At 71.1% G+C, this 15,396-nt stretch carries 11 protein-coding genes; 5 read left to right on the top strand and 6 right to left on the bottom strand.

Annotated features, from left to right (window positions below; translation table 11 throughout):
• The first annotated feature begins 171 nt into the window (after positions 1 to 171).
• Complete coding sequence (locus tag ABZ860_RS26455; RefSeq protein WP_357224929.1) at positions 172 to 3,282, top strand: BTAD domain-containing putative transcriptional regulator; 3,111 nt, start codon at positions 172 to 174, stop codon at positions 3,280 to 3,282.
• Positions 3,283 to 3,288: 6 nt separating this feature from the next.
• Here ABZ860_RS26455 and ABZ860_RS26450 read toward each other — a convergent pair whose 3' ends face one another.
• From ABZ860_RS26450 to ABZ860_RS26440, 3 genes are all read right to left on the bottom strand, one after another.
• Positions 3,289 to 4,137 (bottom strand): ABC transporter permease, encoded by an 849-nt coding sequence (locus tag ABZ860_RS26450; protein ID WP_357224927.1) that lies wholly within the window; start codon positions 4,135 to 4,137, stop codon positions 3,289 to 3,291.
• Complete coding sequence (locus ABZ860_RS26445; RefSeq protein WP_357224924.1) at positions 4,134 to 5,114, bottom strand: ATP-binding cassette domain-containing protein; 981 nt, start codon at positions 5,112 to 5,114, stop codon at positions 4,134 to 4,136. The genes ABZ860_RS26450 and ABZ860_RS26445 overlap by 4 nt, the downstream gene beginning before the upstream one ends.
• A 106-nt stretch (positions 5,115 to 5,220) precedes the next feature.
• A complete protein-coding gene (locus ABZ860_RS26440) occupies positions 5,221 to 5,838 on the bottom strand; it encodes a DUF4291 domain-containing protein (RefSeq protein ID WP_357224922.1) in 618 nt (205 codons plus the stop codon).
• Between the two features lie 201 nt (positions 5,839 to 6,039).
• Between ABZ860_RS26440 and rph the strand changes: the two genes are divergently transcribed.
• Entirely contained in the window at positions 6,040 to 8,637 is a 2,598-nt protein-coding gene (gene rph, locus ABZ860_RS26435) for a rifamycin-inactivating phosphotransferase (protein ID WP_357225293.1), read from the top strand.
• Between the two features lie 58 nt (positions 8,638 to 8,695).
• On the opposite strand, the gene ABZ860_RS26430 is transcribed toward rph, so the two are convergent.
• A complete protein-coding gene (locus tag ABZ860_RS26430) occupies positions 8,696 to 9,979 on the bottom strand; it encodes an MFS transporter (protein ID WP_357224919.1) in 1,284 nt (427 codons plus the stop codon).
• Between the two features lie 107 nt (positions 9,980 to 10,086).
• Complete coding sequence (locus ABZ860_RS26425) at positions 10,087 to 10,488, bottom strand: SRPBCC family protein (RefSeq protein WP_357224916.1); 402 nt, start codon at positions 10,486 to 10,488, stop codon at positions 10,087 to 10,089.
• An 82-nt stretch (positions 10,489 to 10,570) separates the two neighbouring features.
• On the opposite strand from ABZ860_RS26425, the gene ABZ860_RS26420 reads away from it, so the two are divergent.
• The 3 genes from ABZ860_RS26420 (at position 10,571) to ABZ860_RS26410 (ending at position 14,106) form a co-directional block, all read left to right on the top strand.
• The gene (locus tag ABZ860_RS26420) at positions 10,571 to 12,058 is read left to right on the top strand and encodes an MFS transporter (RefSeq protein ID WP_357224914.1); all 1,488 of its coding nucleotides are present in this window, start codon (positions 10,571 to 10,573) and stop codon (positions 12,056 to 12,058) included.
• 40 nt (positions 12,059 to 12,098) lie between these two features.
• Complete coding sequence (locus ABZ860_RS26415) at positions 12,099 to 12,950, top strand: helix-turn-helix transcriptional regulator (RefSeq protein ID WP_357224912.1); 852 nt, start codon at positions 12,099 to 12,101, stop codon at positions 12,948 to 12,950.
• Between the two features lie 121 nt (positions 12,951 to 13,071).
• The gene (locus tag ABZ860_RS26410; RefSeq protein WP_357224911.1) at positions 13,072 to 14,106 is read left to right on the top strand and encodes a LacI family DNA-binding transcriptional regulator; all 1,035 of its coding nucleotides are present in this window, start codon (positions 13,072 to 13,074) and stop codon (positions 14,104 to 14,106) included.
• A 96-nt stretch (positions 14,107 to 14,202) separates the two neighbouring features.
• Here the strand turns inward: ABZ860_RS26410 and ABZ860_RS26405 are convergent.
• Positions 14,203 to 15,396: endo-1,4-beta-xylanase (locus tag ABZ860_RS26405; protein WP_357224909.1), on the bottom strand; the 1,194-nt coding region annotated here is incomplete at its 5' end.

Here is a 15,396-nt window from a genome sequence, read left to right as displayed (position 1 = left end):
CCGGCCGCACCACGAGAATCGTCAAGGGCCGTACGGAGGGACTCGCCCGGCACGGTCTCCTCCAGCGGTCGGGAGCTCGGCGACAGGTCCTTGCGCCGCCATTATGACCCGATTCCGAGCATCGAACTCGCGAAACCGGGTGGATGGGGCGGCGGAGCCTAGACTTGCGCCATGCCGACCGACCTGAGCCTGCTCGACGGTGTGCGGTGGCGGGGGCAGCCGGTGGTCGGCGAGAGGGCTCAGGCGCTGCTCGCGGCCCTCGCGCTCGCCTGCCGGACCGTGAACGCGGACCAACTCGTCGCCGACGTGTGGGGGGACAGCGAACCGGCCAATCCGGCCAAGGCGCTGCAGGTCCTGGTGTCCAGGACCAGGTCGGTCGTGGGGCCGGACGCGCTGGTCACGGAAGGCAGCGGTTACCGGCTCGAGGTCCCGCCCGTGCGGATCGACGCCGCGCGGCTGCACGGTCTGGCGGACCGGGCGCGGGCGATGCTCGCCGAGAACCCGGCCGCGGCGGCCGCGGCGGCGGAGGAGGCTCTCGCGCTGGGCGTCGGGGCGCTGCCGCCCGAGGGCTGCGGCCCACTGGCCGAGGTGCGCCGGCGTGCGGAACGCGACCTGGCGTCGGCGCGGGTCGTGCTCGCCCGGGCCCGGAGCCGGAGCGGCGACCACGGCCCCGCCCTGCCCGAGCTGGAGGAGGCCGCGCGCGTCCATCCCGAGGACGAAGGGCTGCTCGCCGACCTCCTGCACAGCGAGGCGGCGGTGCGCGGAACGGGCGCCGCGCTGGACCGCTTCGAGCGCTACCGGTCGGACCTGCGCGACCGGATCGGCGCCGACGTCGGCCCTGAGCTGCGACGGGTCCATCGTGAGCTGCTGGCGCTCGACAGCCCCGTGCGCGCCGGCGTGCGGTTCGACACGACTCCGCTGCTCGGCCGCGACGACGACCTCCGGCGGGTGCGGGCACTGCTCGCCGCCTCCCGGGTGGTCTCGATCCTCGGTCCGGGCGGGCTCGGCAAGACCCGGCTCGCCCATGCTGTCGCCCGCGAGGCCCCGCAGCCGGTGGTGCACTTCGTCGAGCTGGTCGGCGTGACCGCGCCCGAGGACCTGGTCGGCGAGGTCGGGTCGGCGCTCGGCGTCCGCGACTCGGTGACCGGGCGCCGCACGCTCACCCCACAGCAGCGCGCCGACGTGCGGGCCCGGATCGCCCAGCAGCTCGACCTGGCCCCGACGCTGCTGGTGCTCGACAACTGCGAGCATCTGGTGGAGGCGGTCGCCGACCTGGTCGCCTATCTGACCGCGACCACGCGGGAGCTGCGCGTCCTCACCACGACCCGCTCGCCGCTGGCGATCGCCGCCGAACGCGTCTATCCGCTGCCCCAGCTGGGAACCGGTGACGCCGTCGAGCTGTTCCGCGACCGCGCCACCGCGGCCCGGCCCGGTGTGCACCTCGACGAGGATGACGTACGCGCCGTCGTGGCCCGCTTGGACGGCCTGCCGCTCGCGATCGAGCTGGCCGCCGCCAAGGTGAGGGTGATGTCACCGGTCGAGATCGCCCGACGGCTGGAGGACAGGTTCGCGCTGCTGCGCGGCGGCGACCGGAGCGCCCCCTTCCGGCACCAGACGCTGCTGGCGGTGATCGACTGGTCCTGGAACCTTCTCGGCGAGCGGGAGCGCCGGGCCCTGCGCCGTCTGTCGGCCTTCCCGGACGGCTTCGCCCTCGACGCGGCGGAGGAGGTGCTCGGCGACGACGCTCTCGGCGACGTCGAGGAGCTCGTGGAGCAGTCCCTGCTCACCGTCGTGGAGACGGCCGGCGGCGTCCGGTACCGCATGCTCGAGACGGTGCGCGAGTTCGGCCGGATGCGGCTGGACTCGGCCGGCGAGACCGCCGACGCGCGAGCCGCCGTACGCGCGTGGGCCGTCGGTTACGCCGACCGGCACGGCGCCCGGCTGTACTCGCCGGGGCAGGTCGACGCGATGGACCGGCTGCGTTCGGAGGAGACGAACCTCGCCGACATCCTGCGCGAGGCCCTCGCCGACCCCGACCCGGAAGCGGTCGCGGTTCTGTTCTCCGCCCTGAGCGGCTACTGGACGATCTGCGGGGACCACACGCGCACCGTCGTCCTCACCCCGGCCGTCGCCGCCGCCCTGAGCGACTGGGCGCCTCCACCCCGGCTCCTCGACCGAGCCCGGATGGCCCTGAGCATCGCGCTGTTCACCACCAGCGTCGTCTCCCTCGAAGAGACCGGGACACTGACGCGGCTGCTGTCGGAGCTGGGCGCCGACTCGGCGAACCCGGCCGTACGGGCGCTGGTGACCGCCCTGCTCATCATGGTGTCGGACCGCGAGCGCGGCCTGGAGGAGCTGGCCGCCGATCCCGACCCGCTGGTCCGCCGGATCGCGCTGCACTGGCTGAGCCACGGCCGGGAGAACGTCGGCGATCCGGTCGGCGCCATCGAAGCGGCCCGAGCCGCTCTCGAACTCGTCGACGACGACGTCGGTCCCTGGCACCGGGCGTTGCTGCACACCCAACTGGCCGGCCTGTACACGCACCTCGACGACTCCGCGTCGGCCGCCCGGCATGCCACCGAGGCGCTCCCCGTGCTCGAACGCCTCGGGGCGGTGGAGGACGCCGTCCAGATCCGCGCCACCCTCGCCATGGGGGAACTCGCCGAGGGCCGCCGCGACGAGGCCGCACGGATGCTCGACGACTTGGAGGCGCTCGCTTCCCAGGGCACCTACGGCGAGGTCCTGGCGGTCGCCGCCGGCAGAGCCCAGCTGGCCCTCGCCGACGGCGACATCGCCGAGGGCCTGCGGCGGCACCGCGAGACCGCCGAGGTGCTCCGGAACCTGCGCATGCCGGGCGCGCCGACCGGTTCCATGCTGTGGTCCATCGTCGGCGAGGTCGTCGCGGTCTCGGCGTTCGCGGAGTACGGCGAGGGCGACGACGGCGCGGACCTCTTCGAGTCGCTGCGGGCCAAGGTCCTGATCTCGTTCGATTCGGACCACGCCTTCAGGGACTACCCGCTGGTGGGGATGGTGCTCGCCGGGCTGGGCATCTGGGGCCTGCGAAAGGGGGCGATGCCCGCCGAGGAGGCGGTCCGGCTGCTCGTGCTCGCCGACCGGTTCGCCTACAACCGGTTCGTCCCGACGATGCGGTGGCCGGTGCTGTCCGCGCACGCCGAACGGATCGCCCCCGGCGTCATGTCCCGGATCGAGGCCGAATACGGCGAACGACGCGGCCCCGACCTGATGGCCGAGGCTCGCGCCGTCCTGGAGCGGGTGGTCTGACACCGGCTACATCTTGCGGGAGTACGAGCGGACCGCCAGCGGAGCGAAGATCGCCACGACGACCGCGCAGCCGATGACCGCCCAGCCGACCTCGGCCGTCACGGCCCCGTCGTTGAACAGGTCGCGAACCGCGGAGACGACGTGCGACACCGGGTTGACCTTCACGAACGCCTCCAGCCAGCCGGGCAGCGTCTTGGCGGGGACGAAGGCGTTGGACAGGAAGGTGAGCGGGAACATGATCATCATCGATATGCCCTGCACACTCTGCGCGGAACGCGCCATCGTGCCAAGCCAGGTGAAGATCCACGCCAGCGACCAGCCCGCGATCACGGTGAGCGCGACGCCGCCGACGCAGCCGAGCACGCCGCCGCCGGGGCGGTAGCCGATGAGCAGGCCGGTGACGACCGTCAGCACCGACGCGATGCCATAACGGATCAGGTCGGCGATCATCGGGCCGGCCAGGGGTGCGATCCTCGCGATCGGCAGGGACTTGAAGCGGTCGAAGACCCCCTTGTCCATGTCCTCGCGCAGTTGCACGCCTGTCGCCATGCAGACGGTCAGGGCCGTCTGGGCGAGGATGCCGGGGATCAGCGTCGGGAGGTAGTTCGACACGCTGCCGGAGATCGCGCCGCCGAAGATGAAGGCGAACATCGCCGTGAACAGCAAGGGCTGGATGAGGACGTCGAAGAACTGCTCGGGCTTGCGGCGCATCTTCTTCAGTGCTCGCCATGCCATCGACAGGATCTGGACCCAGGTCGCCTGCAGCGAGCTGCGGGACGTGGTGCGGGCGACCACGGCGGACGGGTCGATGCGCTGGGGGGCGCCGGTGGTCGGGGTCAGGGTGCTCGTGGTCATCGGGCCGCCTCCATCTGGGGTTCCGTCTGGGGTTCGTCGGCGCCGTGGCCGGTCAGCGCCAGGAAGACTTCGTCCAGCGTCGGCTTGGCGACGCTCACCGAGGAGATGCCGAGGCCTGCTTGTCTCAGGCCGATCAGGACGTCCGCGGCCTGGTTGGGGTCGGGGAGGGGGATGTTCATGCGTCCTGATTCGGGAGTCAGGACCGGCTCCTCACCCAGCAGCCGGCGTACGACGTCCGCGGCCAGGGCGGTGTCGGAGCCGTCCGCGAGGTGGAGCTGCAGGGTCGAGTCGCCGACCTGGGTCTTCAGGGCGTCGGGGGTGTCCTCTGCGACCTTCCGACCTCGGTCGATCACGGCGATGCGGTCGGCCAGCTGGTCGGCCTCGTCCAGATATTGGGTGGTCAGGAGGATCGTGGACCCATCGGTGACCAGCTCGCGGATGGTGTCCCACATCTGGCCCCGGGTTCTCGGGTCGAGGCCGGTCGTGGGCTCGTCCAGGAAGATCAGGGGTGGGCGGGTGATCAGGCTCGACGCCAGGTCGAGGCGGCGGCGCATGCCACCGCTGAACTGCGACAGCGGACGGTCGGCCGCCTCCTGGAGGTCGAAGCGTTCGAGCAGGTCACCGGCGATGCTCTTGGCCCGGGTGCTCGTCAGGCCCTGCAGGCGGGCGAACAGCCAGAGGTTCTCCCGGGCGGTCAGGTCCTCGTCCACCGAGGCGTACTGTCCGGTGACGCCCACCAGCTGCCGGATGCGGTGGGGTTCCCGCCGGACGTCGACGCCGAAGATCTCCGCATGGCCGCCGTCGATCGGGAGCAGGGTGGCGAGCATCCGGAGCGTCGTGGTCTTGCCTGCTCCGTTGGGGCCCAGGACCCCGAAGATCTCGCCTTGCCGTACGTGGAGGTCGATGCCGTCCACGGCCCGGAAGTCCCCGAAGTTCTTGACCAGACTGTCGGCCCGGACGGCGCTGAGGTCCGCCATGACGCGTCTCCTCTCTCCGCCGGGTACCTCCCGGCGTCCGAGAAGAGCTTCCGCGTCGCCGGCTTCATGGCGGCTTCACGCTGGTTTCACCCCTGAGCCTGCGGTTTCACCCCTGAGCCTGCGGTTTCACCGGGGTGCCGGCCCAGGCGCCGACGGTCTTGGCGAGCTCTGCGGGCAGGGGATACGGGCGTTCCAGGGGAAGCAGGTCCGTGACGTCCCGGCCATCGCGGAGGGCCTGCCGGATGTCGCGGACCCGGCCGGTCAGGTCGGTGATCGAGAGGATCCACCGATCGAGATATCGGGCGACGGCCTCGCCGGACAGGCCCACCTGGATCGATCGGTACGGCAGCGGATTGTGGTGGGGGTCGCGTTCGGGGTCCCACTGGATCCGGACCGGACTCGCGTGCAGGCGCTTCTTCCAGGCCTCGTGGTCTTCGCCGTCCCCCGGATGGCTGAGGCAGGAGTGCGCGAGCGCCCACTCGAATCCCTCTCGCGTGATGTCGACGGCCAGGACCCTGGTCTGACCGGGCTTGGTGGCCCAGCCGCAGCGGTACATCATCCACAGAAAGGACGGCTTGATCCACGTCATCCGTTCGCGCTTGAAGGGCGATACGAATCGTTGCGCGGCGACGGCCGGGGCCGCGATGGCCGGGTCGTAGGCCTGGTAGACGGTGATGGCCTCGTCGGTGTAGGCGGCGCGGATCTGCCGATACGGGACATTCATTTCGCAGAGCATCGCGAACCGCAGGCCTGCCGGACAACCGGATTAACCGGAACGCGACGGCGTACGCGCCGCATGTGGCGCACACCCCCGCCACTTTCACTGTATAGCAGACTCGCGCGCCTCATGAGGCGTCGAAAAGTGCTTCATACTTGCCCGTTGCGAACCGACCCGACGAACGATGGAGCATCGGAATTGGGCTACGTGATGGGTTTCGAGCAGATTGACTCGACGAACGTCGCAGACGTCGGCGGGAAAGGGGCGCACCTGGGCGAGCTCTCGCGCATCGACGGCATCCGCGTGCCGGACGGCTTCTGCGTCACGACGGACGCCTTCCAGCGGGTCGTGGCCGAGGTGCCGTCGATCGGCGCTCAGCTCGACCTGCTCTCGCGCGTGGAACCGGACGACCGCGCGGCGATCCGCACCCTGAGCGCGGACATCCGCCGCGCCGTCGAGGACGTCGCGATGCCCGACGATCTCGTGGCGGCGATCGGCGAATCGCTCGCCCGGCTCGGAGAGCACGCCTCCTACGCGGTGCGTTCCAGCGCGACGGCCGAGGACCTGCCGACCGCGTCCTTCGCCGGCCAGCAGGACTCGTACCTCAACGTCGTGGGTCTGCCGGCGATCCTCCGGCACGTCCGGAGGTGCTGGGCCTCGCTGTTCACCGAGCGGGCGGTGACCTACCGGCGCCGTAACGGCTTCGACCACCGGAAGGTGCGGATGGCCGTGGTCGTCCAGCGGATGGTGTTCCCCGACGCGGCCGGGATCCTGTTCACCGCGGACCCCGTGACCTCGAACCGGAAGATCGCCACCGTGGAGGCCGGTTGGGGACTCGGCGAGGCGCTCGTCTCCGGTCTGGTCTCGGGGGACGTCTACACGGTGCGCGACGACGAGGTCGTTAGCAGAGCGGTCGCGACCAAGCCGCGGTTCGTCCAGGCGTCGCCGGGAGGCGGCACGCAGGACGCACCGGTCGAGCCGCGGCGCCAGACGCAGCCGGCGCTGACGGACGCGCAGGTCGTACGCCTGGTGCGGCTGGGCCGGCGCATCGAAGCGCACTTCGGCCGGCCCCAGGACATCGAATGGTGCCTGGTGGGCGACGACTTCCACATCGTCCAGAGCCGGGCGATCACCACCCTGTTCCCCGTCCCCACCACCGACGACCAGGAGAACCACCTCTACGTCTCCGTCGGTCACCAGCAGATGATGACCGACGCGATGAAGCCGCTGGGGCTGTCCCTGTGGCAGCTCACGACCCCACGGCCGATGCACGAGGCGGGCGGGCGGTTGTTCGTCGACGTCGCCCCCGTCCTGGCGACATCCGCGGGTCGCACGCGCCTCCTCGGGACCCTGGGGAGATCCGACCCGCTGATCCGGGACGCGCTGCAGAGCGTCCTCGACCGGGGCGACTTCCTCCCCTCGCTTCCGGACGAGGGCTCTGGCCCCGTACCCGCCGGTGACGCCCCCGCCCCGATCGAGACCGATCCGGCCATCGTCACCGAGCTGATCCGGCACAGCCAGGCGTCCGTCGCCACCCTGCGGCGCGATATCCAGGGTCTGTCCGGGCTCGCGCTGCTCGACTTCATCCTTGCCGACATCGCGGAGCTGAAGCGCATCCTGTTCGATCCGCGCAGCACGCAGGTGATCATGGCGGGGATGGAGGCGGCCTGGTGGCTCAACGACCACCTCGAGGCGTGGCTGGGCGAGAAGAACGCGGCCGACGCGCTCACGCAATCCGTCCCCCACAACGTCACGTCGGAGATGGGGCTCGCGCTCCTCGACGTCGCGGACGCGATCCGGCCGCACACGGACGTCGTGGCGTTCCTGCACCGCGTCGTGGACGAAGGCAGGGAGGGCGACGGCTTCCTGGACGAGCTGGCCGGGCTGGCCGGGGGACGGGAAGCGCGTGACGCCATCCGCGGCTACCTCGACGAGTACGGCATGCGCTGCGCGGGCGAGATCGACATCACCAGAACGCGCTGGAGCGAGCGCCCCGCCACGCTCGTGCCCACCATCCTCGGCAACATCAAGAACTTCGAGCCGGGCGCCGGCAAGCGACGGTTCGAGCAAGGACTCCAGGAGTCGCTGCGGAAAGAACAGGAACTGCTGACGCGATTGCGCGCCCTGCCCGACGGGGAGCAGAAGGCCGAGGAGACCAAGCGGATGATCGACCGCGTCCGCACCTTCGCCGGATACCGGGAGTACCCCAAGTACGGGATGATCAGCCGCTACTTCGTCTACAAGCAGGCGTTGCTGCGGGAGGCCGATCGCCTCGTCCGGTCCGGCGTCCTTCGCGAGAAGGACGACATCTTCTTCCTCCGGCTCGAGGAGTTGCGAGAAGTCGTGCGCACCGACCACGTGGACGCCGGACTCATCCTGGAAAGGCGCGAGGCGTTCCGGTCGTACGAGACGCTCACACCGCCCCGGGTCCTCACGTCGGACGGCGAGGCCGTCACCGGCCGGTATCGGCGTGACGACGCCCCGCCCGGCGCGCTGGCCGGCCTCCCGGTCTCGGCCGGAACCGTCGAGGGCCGTGCCCGCGTCGTCATGGACATGGCGCAGGCCGAGCTCGAGGCGGGCGACATCCTGGTCACCGCCTACACCGACCCCAGCTGGACCCCCCTGTTCGTCGCCGCCGCCGGACTGGTGACGGAGGTGGGCGGCCTCATGACCCACGGAGCGGTGATCGCGCGGGAGTACGGCCTGCCGGCCGTCGTGGGTGTGGAGCAGGCCACCCGGCTGATCCAGGACGGGCAGCGGATCCGCGTACACGGCACCGACGGGTACGTCGAGATCCTCGCCTGAACCGTCGCACCGAGGTGGGCGGTGCCGAGAAAGCCGCTGCCGCCCACGATGAGGATCCTCATGGGCTGTGACCCTGGTTCAGGGACGTGGCCGCCTCGTGAGTGCTGTCCCCGCCGAGCGCCGTGACGTCGCTCTGGAAGCGTGTCATCCCACGGAGGAGAAGAGTGGCCAGGGGCACGGCGAACCCGGCCACCGCGCCGATCGCGAGAAGCGCCGGGCGGCCGATCGCTGCGACGGCCGGACCGGTGAACGTCAAGCCGAGAGGCGTCATGACCGAGGCGGCCAGCCAGTCCACGGAGGTGACCCGGGCGAGCCGCTCGGGTGGGATCTCCCTCTGGAGGTTCACCACCCACTGCACGGCGAAGATCTCCAGCCCCAGGCCCACCGTGACGTAGCACGCGTACACGAATCCCGGCGACACCGGCCAGGCGAGTGCGAGCGGCACGAGGCCGTAGAGGGCGAGCCCGGCGATGGCGGCCAGCCCCGGCCGGCCGGGCTTCCACCTCATGCTGACGAGCCCGCCCGCCAGGCCGCCGACCGACAGCAGAGCAAGGGCGGTTCCGTACACGGCGTCGCCGCCGAAGGTCTCGCGGGAGACGAGGGGCAGCAGGACCTGCGCGGGCGCGATCGTGAGCATCTGCTGGAGCGCGACGGCGACGATGACCCCCAGGACCCACCGCCGCCGGACGACCTCGGAGAGGCCGTCGGCGATCTCCCGTACGGCGGACGCCCGCCGCCCGAGCGTGACGACGGGTTCGCGCAACGGCAGGAGAAGGACGAGGCCGAGCAGATAGGCCGTCAGCACGGCGAGGAATCCGATCCTGGCGGACCACGCCGTCACCACGTACGCGCCGAGACTGGGCCCGATCACGGCGCCGAGCCGCCAGGAGACAGCCGTCAGCGCAGCGCCGGCCGGACGCTGGGCGGGGGTGAGGACCGAGGACAGACAGGCCTGGTACGCGGGCCGGTGGAACGCCTCCGCCCCTCCGACGAGGAAGACCAGCAGCGCGAGAAGCCACGGGGAGACACCGCCGCACAACCCGACGGCGGCCACGCAGCATTGGAAACCCAGCGAGGCGACCATCACCGTACGGCGTGGCAACCGGTCCGCCCACAGCCCGCCGAGCAACGCGAACACGATCAACGCGATCCACCGGCAGGTGAAGATCGCGCCGATGGTCGAGGCGGTGCCACCCGCGTTGAGGGCCGCGATGGTGACCGTGACCGGGAAGATCTGATCGGCCGCCACCGACATCGTGAAGCTGAGCCACAGCAGGCGGAATTCGCGATTTCGCGCCAGAGACCCACCCGCGGAACCAGTCAGGCCTACGAGCTTCCTCAAGCGACTGCGCATGCTACGCAATGAATCCCGATTGAGCGGAAGGCGCAAGGAAATGGCAGCCATGGCGGGGCTGCTTGCGGGTGAACAAGCAGGCCGGAGCACTGTGCTTAAGCGGCGGATTCGAGTATGTGCTTCAACCGGGCGAGGTCGGCCTGGACGAGGCCCGCGTCGCGGGCGAAGTCCTCGTCGTTCACACCCGGCAGGCGGCGCAGGGTGAAGACCACCTCGCAGGCGTCGCCGTCGGGAATGACCCGCACCGGGTTGTGGACGACCTGCCCGGAGGGCAGCGTGACGTCGTGGTCGAGGACGCCGTACTCGTTGCGCTTCGCGAAGGCCAGGCCGACCCGGCCGGACGGGGTCTCCACATACCACTGTCCGTCGACGTTCTCCACCGAACTGCCGAGCCCCGGAGCCCACGCCGGGAGGTTGGCCGGATTCGACGCGTATTCGTAGACGTCGGCCGCGTGCCGGTCGATCCACACGCTGATGTGCCTGGATTCCGAAGCCATGCACGCCATCATGCCGTAGCCGGCCACACTGTCCGCCGCCGTGCTTGACCTCGAGCGCGCTCGAATTCCTAGCGTCGCGGTCATGACTGCTGCAATCCCGCCGGAGAACACAACCGACGAACGCGGCCGGCGCCGCCGGTTCCTGGTGCTCGCCGTCTGCTGCGCCAGCATCGTCGTCGTGGTGATGGACATCTCCATCGTCAACGTCGCGCTGCCGGCCATCCGCCGCGACCTGAACGCCTCGGTGTCCGGCCTGCAATGGACGGTCGACGCGTACACGCTGGTGCTGGCCGGCTTCCTGGTGCTCGCCGGGTCGATGGCCGACCGGGTGGGCCGCCGGCGCGTCTTCCAGATCGGCCTGGCCGCCTTCGGGCTCGGCTCGCTGCTGTGCGGCCTGGCGCCGAGCATCGGCTGGCTGGTCGCGGCACGTGCGCTCCAGGCGGTCGGCGGCACGATGCTCAACCCGGTGGCGATGGCGATCGTCGCCCACACGTTCCCCGAACCGGCCGAGCGAGCCAGGGCCATCGGGGTGTTCGGCTCCATGAGCGGCCTGGCGCTGGCGCTGGGACCGATCCTCGGCGGCGCCCTGGTCGACGGCTTCGGCTGGCGCTCGGTCTTCTGGATCAATGTGCCGATCGCGGCCGCCGCGATCGTGTGCACCGCGTTGTTCGTGCCCGAGTCCCGCGCCGCCCGGGCGCGCCGGTTCGACCCGGTGGGACAGGCCCTGACGGTCCTGCTGCTGGGCAGCGTCGTCTACGCGGTCATCGAGTCCAGGGCGATGGGCTGGACCTCGCCGGTCATCCTCGGCCTGCTCGCCGTCGCCGTGGTCGCCGTGCTGGGCATCCTCGCCTACGAGCCGCGCCGCGCCGATCCACTGCTGGAGCTGCGCCTGTTTCGCAGCGTGCCGTTCGGCGCCGCGATCCTGATGGCGCTGTTCGCCCTCTGCGGGTTCGGTGCGTTCCTGTTCGTGACCACCCAGTATCTCCAGGACGTACGCGGCATGCCCGCGCTGACGGCCGGGCTGTGCCTGCTCCCGGTCGGGGCGCTGGTCGTGCTGCTGTCGCCGCTCACCGGCCGGCTGGTCGGCGCGCGTGGTCCCCGGCTGCCGCTGGTGGTCGCCGGGACCGCACTGGCGCTGGGCGGCGGCACGTCACTCTGGCTGGGACCGGCCACCCCGCTGCCGGCCGTACTCGCGACCTATCTGCTGTTCGGCGTGTTCCTGGGCACCGTCAACCCGCCGATCACCAACACCGCGGTCTCCGGCATGCCCCGCTCGATGGCCGGGGTGGCGGCCTCGCTGGCCTCGGCCGGACGGCAGACCGGCACGACCCTGGGCGTCGCGATCGCCGGAGCGATCCTGGGATCGGCCGTGGCCCGCGGTGGCACGGCCTACACCGGCGCGGAGCGCGGCGTGTGGTGGCTGGTGCTCGGACTCGGCGTCGGCATCCTGATCCTCGCGCTGCTCAGCACCGGGCGCCGTGCTCTGGGCACCGCCGTACGGGCGGCGGCCCTGTTCGAGGACCTCGACCGGGGCGCGGCTCATCGAACCCGGCCCGCCGGCCACCGGTGATCGGCCGGTCCTGAAGGCGCTCGGGTGCAGACTGGTGTGCATGGCGACGGGAGGAACGACGAGGGCGTTCGGCGAGGCGCTGCGCCGTTGGCGCGACCGGGTCGCGCCGGAGACCGCCGGACTGCCCACGGCCGGACAGCGGCGCGCGGCCGGTCTTCGGCGTGAGGAGCTGGCCCTGCTGGCCGGGATCTCCGTCGACTACGTGACCCGGCTCGAACAGGGCCGCGCGTCCCATCCGTCGGCCCAGGTCGTCGAGGCCCTGGCCCGGGCGCTGCGGCTGTCGGGCACCGAACGCGCGCACCTGTTCCGGCTGGCCGGGCTGGCGCCGCCGGGCCCTGAGACGGTGTCGGCGCACATCACCCCGAGCGTCCGGCGGCTGCTCGACCGGCTGGACGGCATCCCCGTGGCGGTCTTCGACGCGTGCTGGACGCTGCTCCAGGCCAACCCGCCGTACGCCGCGTTGATGGGCGACCCGTCGGAGTGGCCCGGCGACCAGCGCAACGCGGTGTGGCGGCATTTCCTCGGCCCTGGCAGCCGGGCCAGGCATACTCCGGAGTCCCTCCGGGCGTTCGAGGCGGCCCTGGTCGCCGACCTGCGCGCGACCGCCGACCGCTACCCTGCCGACCAGCGGCTGCGGCGGCTGGTCGCGGATCTGCGCGCGAACAGCGACCGGTTCGCCGAGCTGTGGGATTCCGGCGCCGTCGGCCGGCACGAGGCCGGGCGCAAGACCATCGACCATCCCGACGTCGGTCCCCTGACATTGGACTGCGACGTGCTCACCGTCACAGGCAGCGACCTGCACATCATGGTCTACACGGCCGAGCCCGGCACCGAGGACGCCGAACGCCTCGCATCCCTCACCGCACTCGGCACGCCGACACTCGCAGGATAAACCGGTTTCCGAAAGTTATCACAGTCGGCATCAGGACGAACTCAGCGGCCGACTGAAATTATTCGGCCGATCACCGAAACATTCAGGGCGATCGGCACCCCTCGCCGTTAGACTGCGCCTTGTGACCGTTGTCGACGAGCCGTCCGCACCCGTCCCAGAGCCGCTGACCCTCGCGCAGCTCGCCGAACTCGCAGGAGTGTCGAAGGCGACGGTCTCCAAGGTGGTGAACGGCAGGTCCGCGGTGGCGCCGGAGACCCGCGCGCTCATCGAGGGCCTCATCCGCGAGCACGGCTTTCGCAGGCAGCGGCGGCGCTCCAGCCCGGCCGCCGTACTGGAGCTGGTCTTCCACGAGCTGGCGGGCGACTACCCGACGGAGATCGCCAGGGGGGTGGGCCAGGTCGCGCGCGAGCATCACATGGCCGTGGCGATCTCCGAGCTGCAGGGCAACCACGTTCCCGGCACCGACTGGCTCGAGGACGTGCTCGGCCGCCGTCCCGCCGGCGTCATCGCGGTCTTCTCCAATCTGACCGACGTCCAGCGTGAGCGGCTCGCCACTCACAAGATCCCTCTCGTCCTCCTCGACCCGACCGGCGACCCGGGACACCGTGTCCCCTCCGTAGGCGCGGGCAACTGGAACGGGGGGCTCACCGCGACCCGCCATCTGCTGGAGCTGGGCCACCGGCGGATCGCCATCATCACCGGGCCGTCGCACGCGCTGTCCAGCCGGGCCCGTCTCGACGGCTACCGCGCCGCACTCGACACGGCCGGGGTGCCCGTCGACCCGGACCTGATCTGCCAGGGCGACTACCAGATCGAGGACGGGCTGACGCACACCCACCGGCTGCTGCGCCTGTCCGATCCGCCCACGGCCGTCTTCGCCTCCAACGACGGCCAGGCCATCGGGGTCTACCACGCGGCCCACCAAATGGGGCTGCGCATCCCCGAGGACCTCAGCGTCGTCGGCTTCGACGACATGCCTCCGGTGCGGTGGGCCATTCCGCCGCTGACCACGATCCACCAGCCGCTGGCCGAGATGGCGGGGGCGGCGGCCGCCATGCTGGTGACGCTCGCCAGGGGCGAGCCGCTCCCCCACTACCGCAAGGAGTTCGCCACGACCCTCGTCGTACGCGAGAGCACCGCTCCGCCGAAGTGCTGAAGGCGGACCTCCGGCGCGACGGGGTCCGCCGCACCGAAGGTCCGCGCTCCCCCGGGGGAAGGATCGGGGAAGGCCGGATAGCCCTGGGAGAGGGCGTCAGGGGCTGGTGCAGGTGACGGACGGCGTGGCCGCGCTTCCGTTGGCGGTGAAGCCGAACGTGATGGACGAGCCGGCCGCGATGGAGCCGTTGTAATCCGCGTTGCGGACGGTCACGCCGGAGCCGGACGCGCTGTAGGTGCCGCTCCACAGGCTGCTGATGCTCTGCCCGCCCGGCCAGGTCCACTTCACGGTCCAGCCGTTGACCGCCGCGCTGCCCGCCCGTACGGTCACCGTCGACTGGAAGCCGCCCGGCCAGCTGTTGGTCGTCTCCATGGTCGCCGAGCACGCCCCGTCGACCGGCGGTGTCGGGCTGGTACGCGGGGACGGACTGGTGTTCGGCGTCGCGGCGTTGAGGGCGTCGAGGACGGCCGTGTAGGCCTGCTTCTTGTTGAAGTTGCCGTCGAACAGCAGGGGGGTGTCGCCGCTGCGCCAGGAGTACTTGTCGGTGATGCCCCATACGGTGATGCCGGTGCAGCGGGGGACGGCGGTGCAGGCCTGGGTGACGCGGCGGTAGGCGTCGGCCTGGGCCGAGCCCGAGCCGCCGATGTCGAGCTCGGTGATCTGGACGTCGACGCCGAGTGCGGCGAACTGGGCGATGTTCTGCTGGTAGTTGGACGGCACCGATCCCGAGGACAGGTGCGATTGGAGTCCGACGCAGTCGATCGGCACGCCGCGGGCCTTGAAGTCCTTGATCATGTTGTAGACGCCTTGCGTCTTGGCGGCCGTGGCGTTGTCGATGTTGTAGTCGTTGTAGCAGAGTTTGGCGTTGGGGTCGGCCGCCCGCGCGGCGCGGAAGGCCTCCTCGATGAAGCCGTTGCCGAGTTTCTGCGTCCACACCGAGCTGCGCAGGGTGCCGACGGCGCCGCCGTCGGCGAAGGCCTCGTTGACCACGTCCCAGGCGTAGATCTTGCCCTTGTAGTGGCCCATCACGTTGTTGATGTGGTTGACCATGGCCGAGCGCAGGTCGCTGGTGGACAGGCCGCTGACCCAGCTGGGCAGCTGGTTGTGCCAGACCAGGGTGTGCCCGCGGATCGTCATGCCCTTGCTCTGGGCGTGGCTGACGATCTGGTCGGCGGAGGTGAAGCGGAACGAGCCGCGTGAGGGCTCGGTGGCGTCCCATTTCATCTCGTTTTCCGGGGTGACCGCGTTGAACTCCCGGTCCCAGGTGGCCACGTAGGTCGAGTCGTTCAG

Source organism: Microbispora sp. NPDC046973 (assembly GCF_040644495.1).
Classification (GTDB): domain Bacteria; phylum Actinomycetota; class Actinomycetes; order Streptosporangiales; family Streptosporangiaceae; genus Microbispora.
This window is presented reverse-complemented; position numbering and strand designations above follow the sequence as displayed.

Coding starts and splice junctions, on each gene's coding strand:
- ABZ860_RS26440 (WP_357224922.1), bottom strand. CDS start 5,838: ATGAATGTCCCGTATCGGCAGATCCGCGCCGCCTACACCGACGAGGCC.
- ABZ860_RS26415 (WP_357224912.1), top strand. CDS start 12,099: ATGGCGACGGGAGGAACGACGAGGGCGTTCGGCGAGGCGCTGCGCCGT.
- ABZ860_RS26425 (WP_357224916.1), bottom strand. CDS start 10,488: ATGGCTTCGGAATCCAGGCACATCAGCGTGTGGATCGACCGGCACGCG.
- ABZ860_RS26445 (WP_357224924.1), bottom strand. CDS start 5,114: ATGGCGGACCTCAGCGCCGTCCGGGCCGACAGTCTGGTCAAGAACTTC.
- ABZ860_RS26450 (WP_357224927.1), bottom strand. CDS start 4,137: ATGACCACGAGCACCCTGACCCCGACCACCGGCGCCCCCCAGCGCATC.
- ABZ860_RS26420 (WP_357224914.1), top strand. CDS start 10,571: ATGACTGCTGCAATCCCGCCGGAGAACACAACCGACGAACGCGGCCGG.
- ABZ860_RS26455 (WP_357224929.1), top strand. CDS start 172: ATGCCGACCGACCTGAGCCTGCTCGACGGTGTGCGGTGGCGGGGGCAG.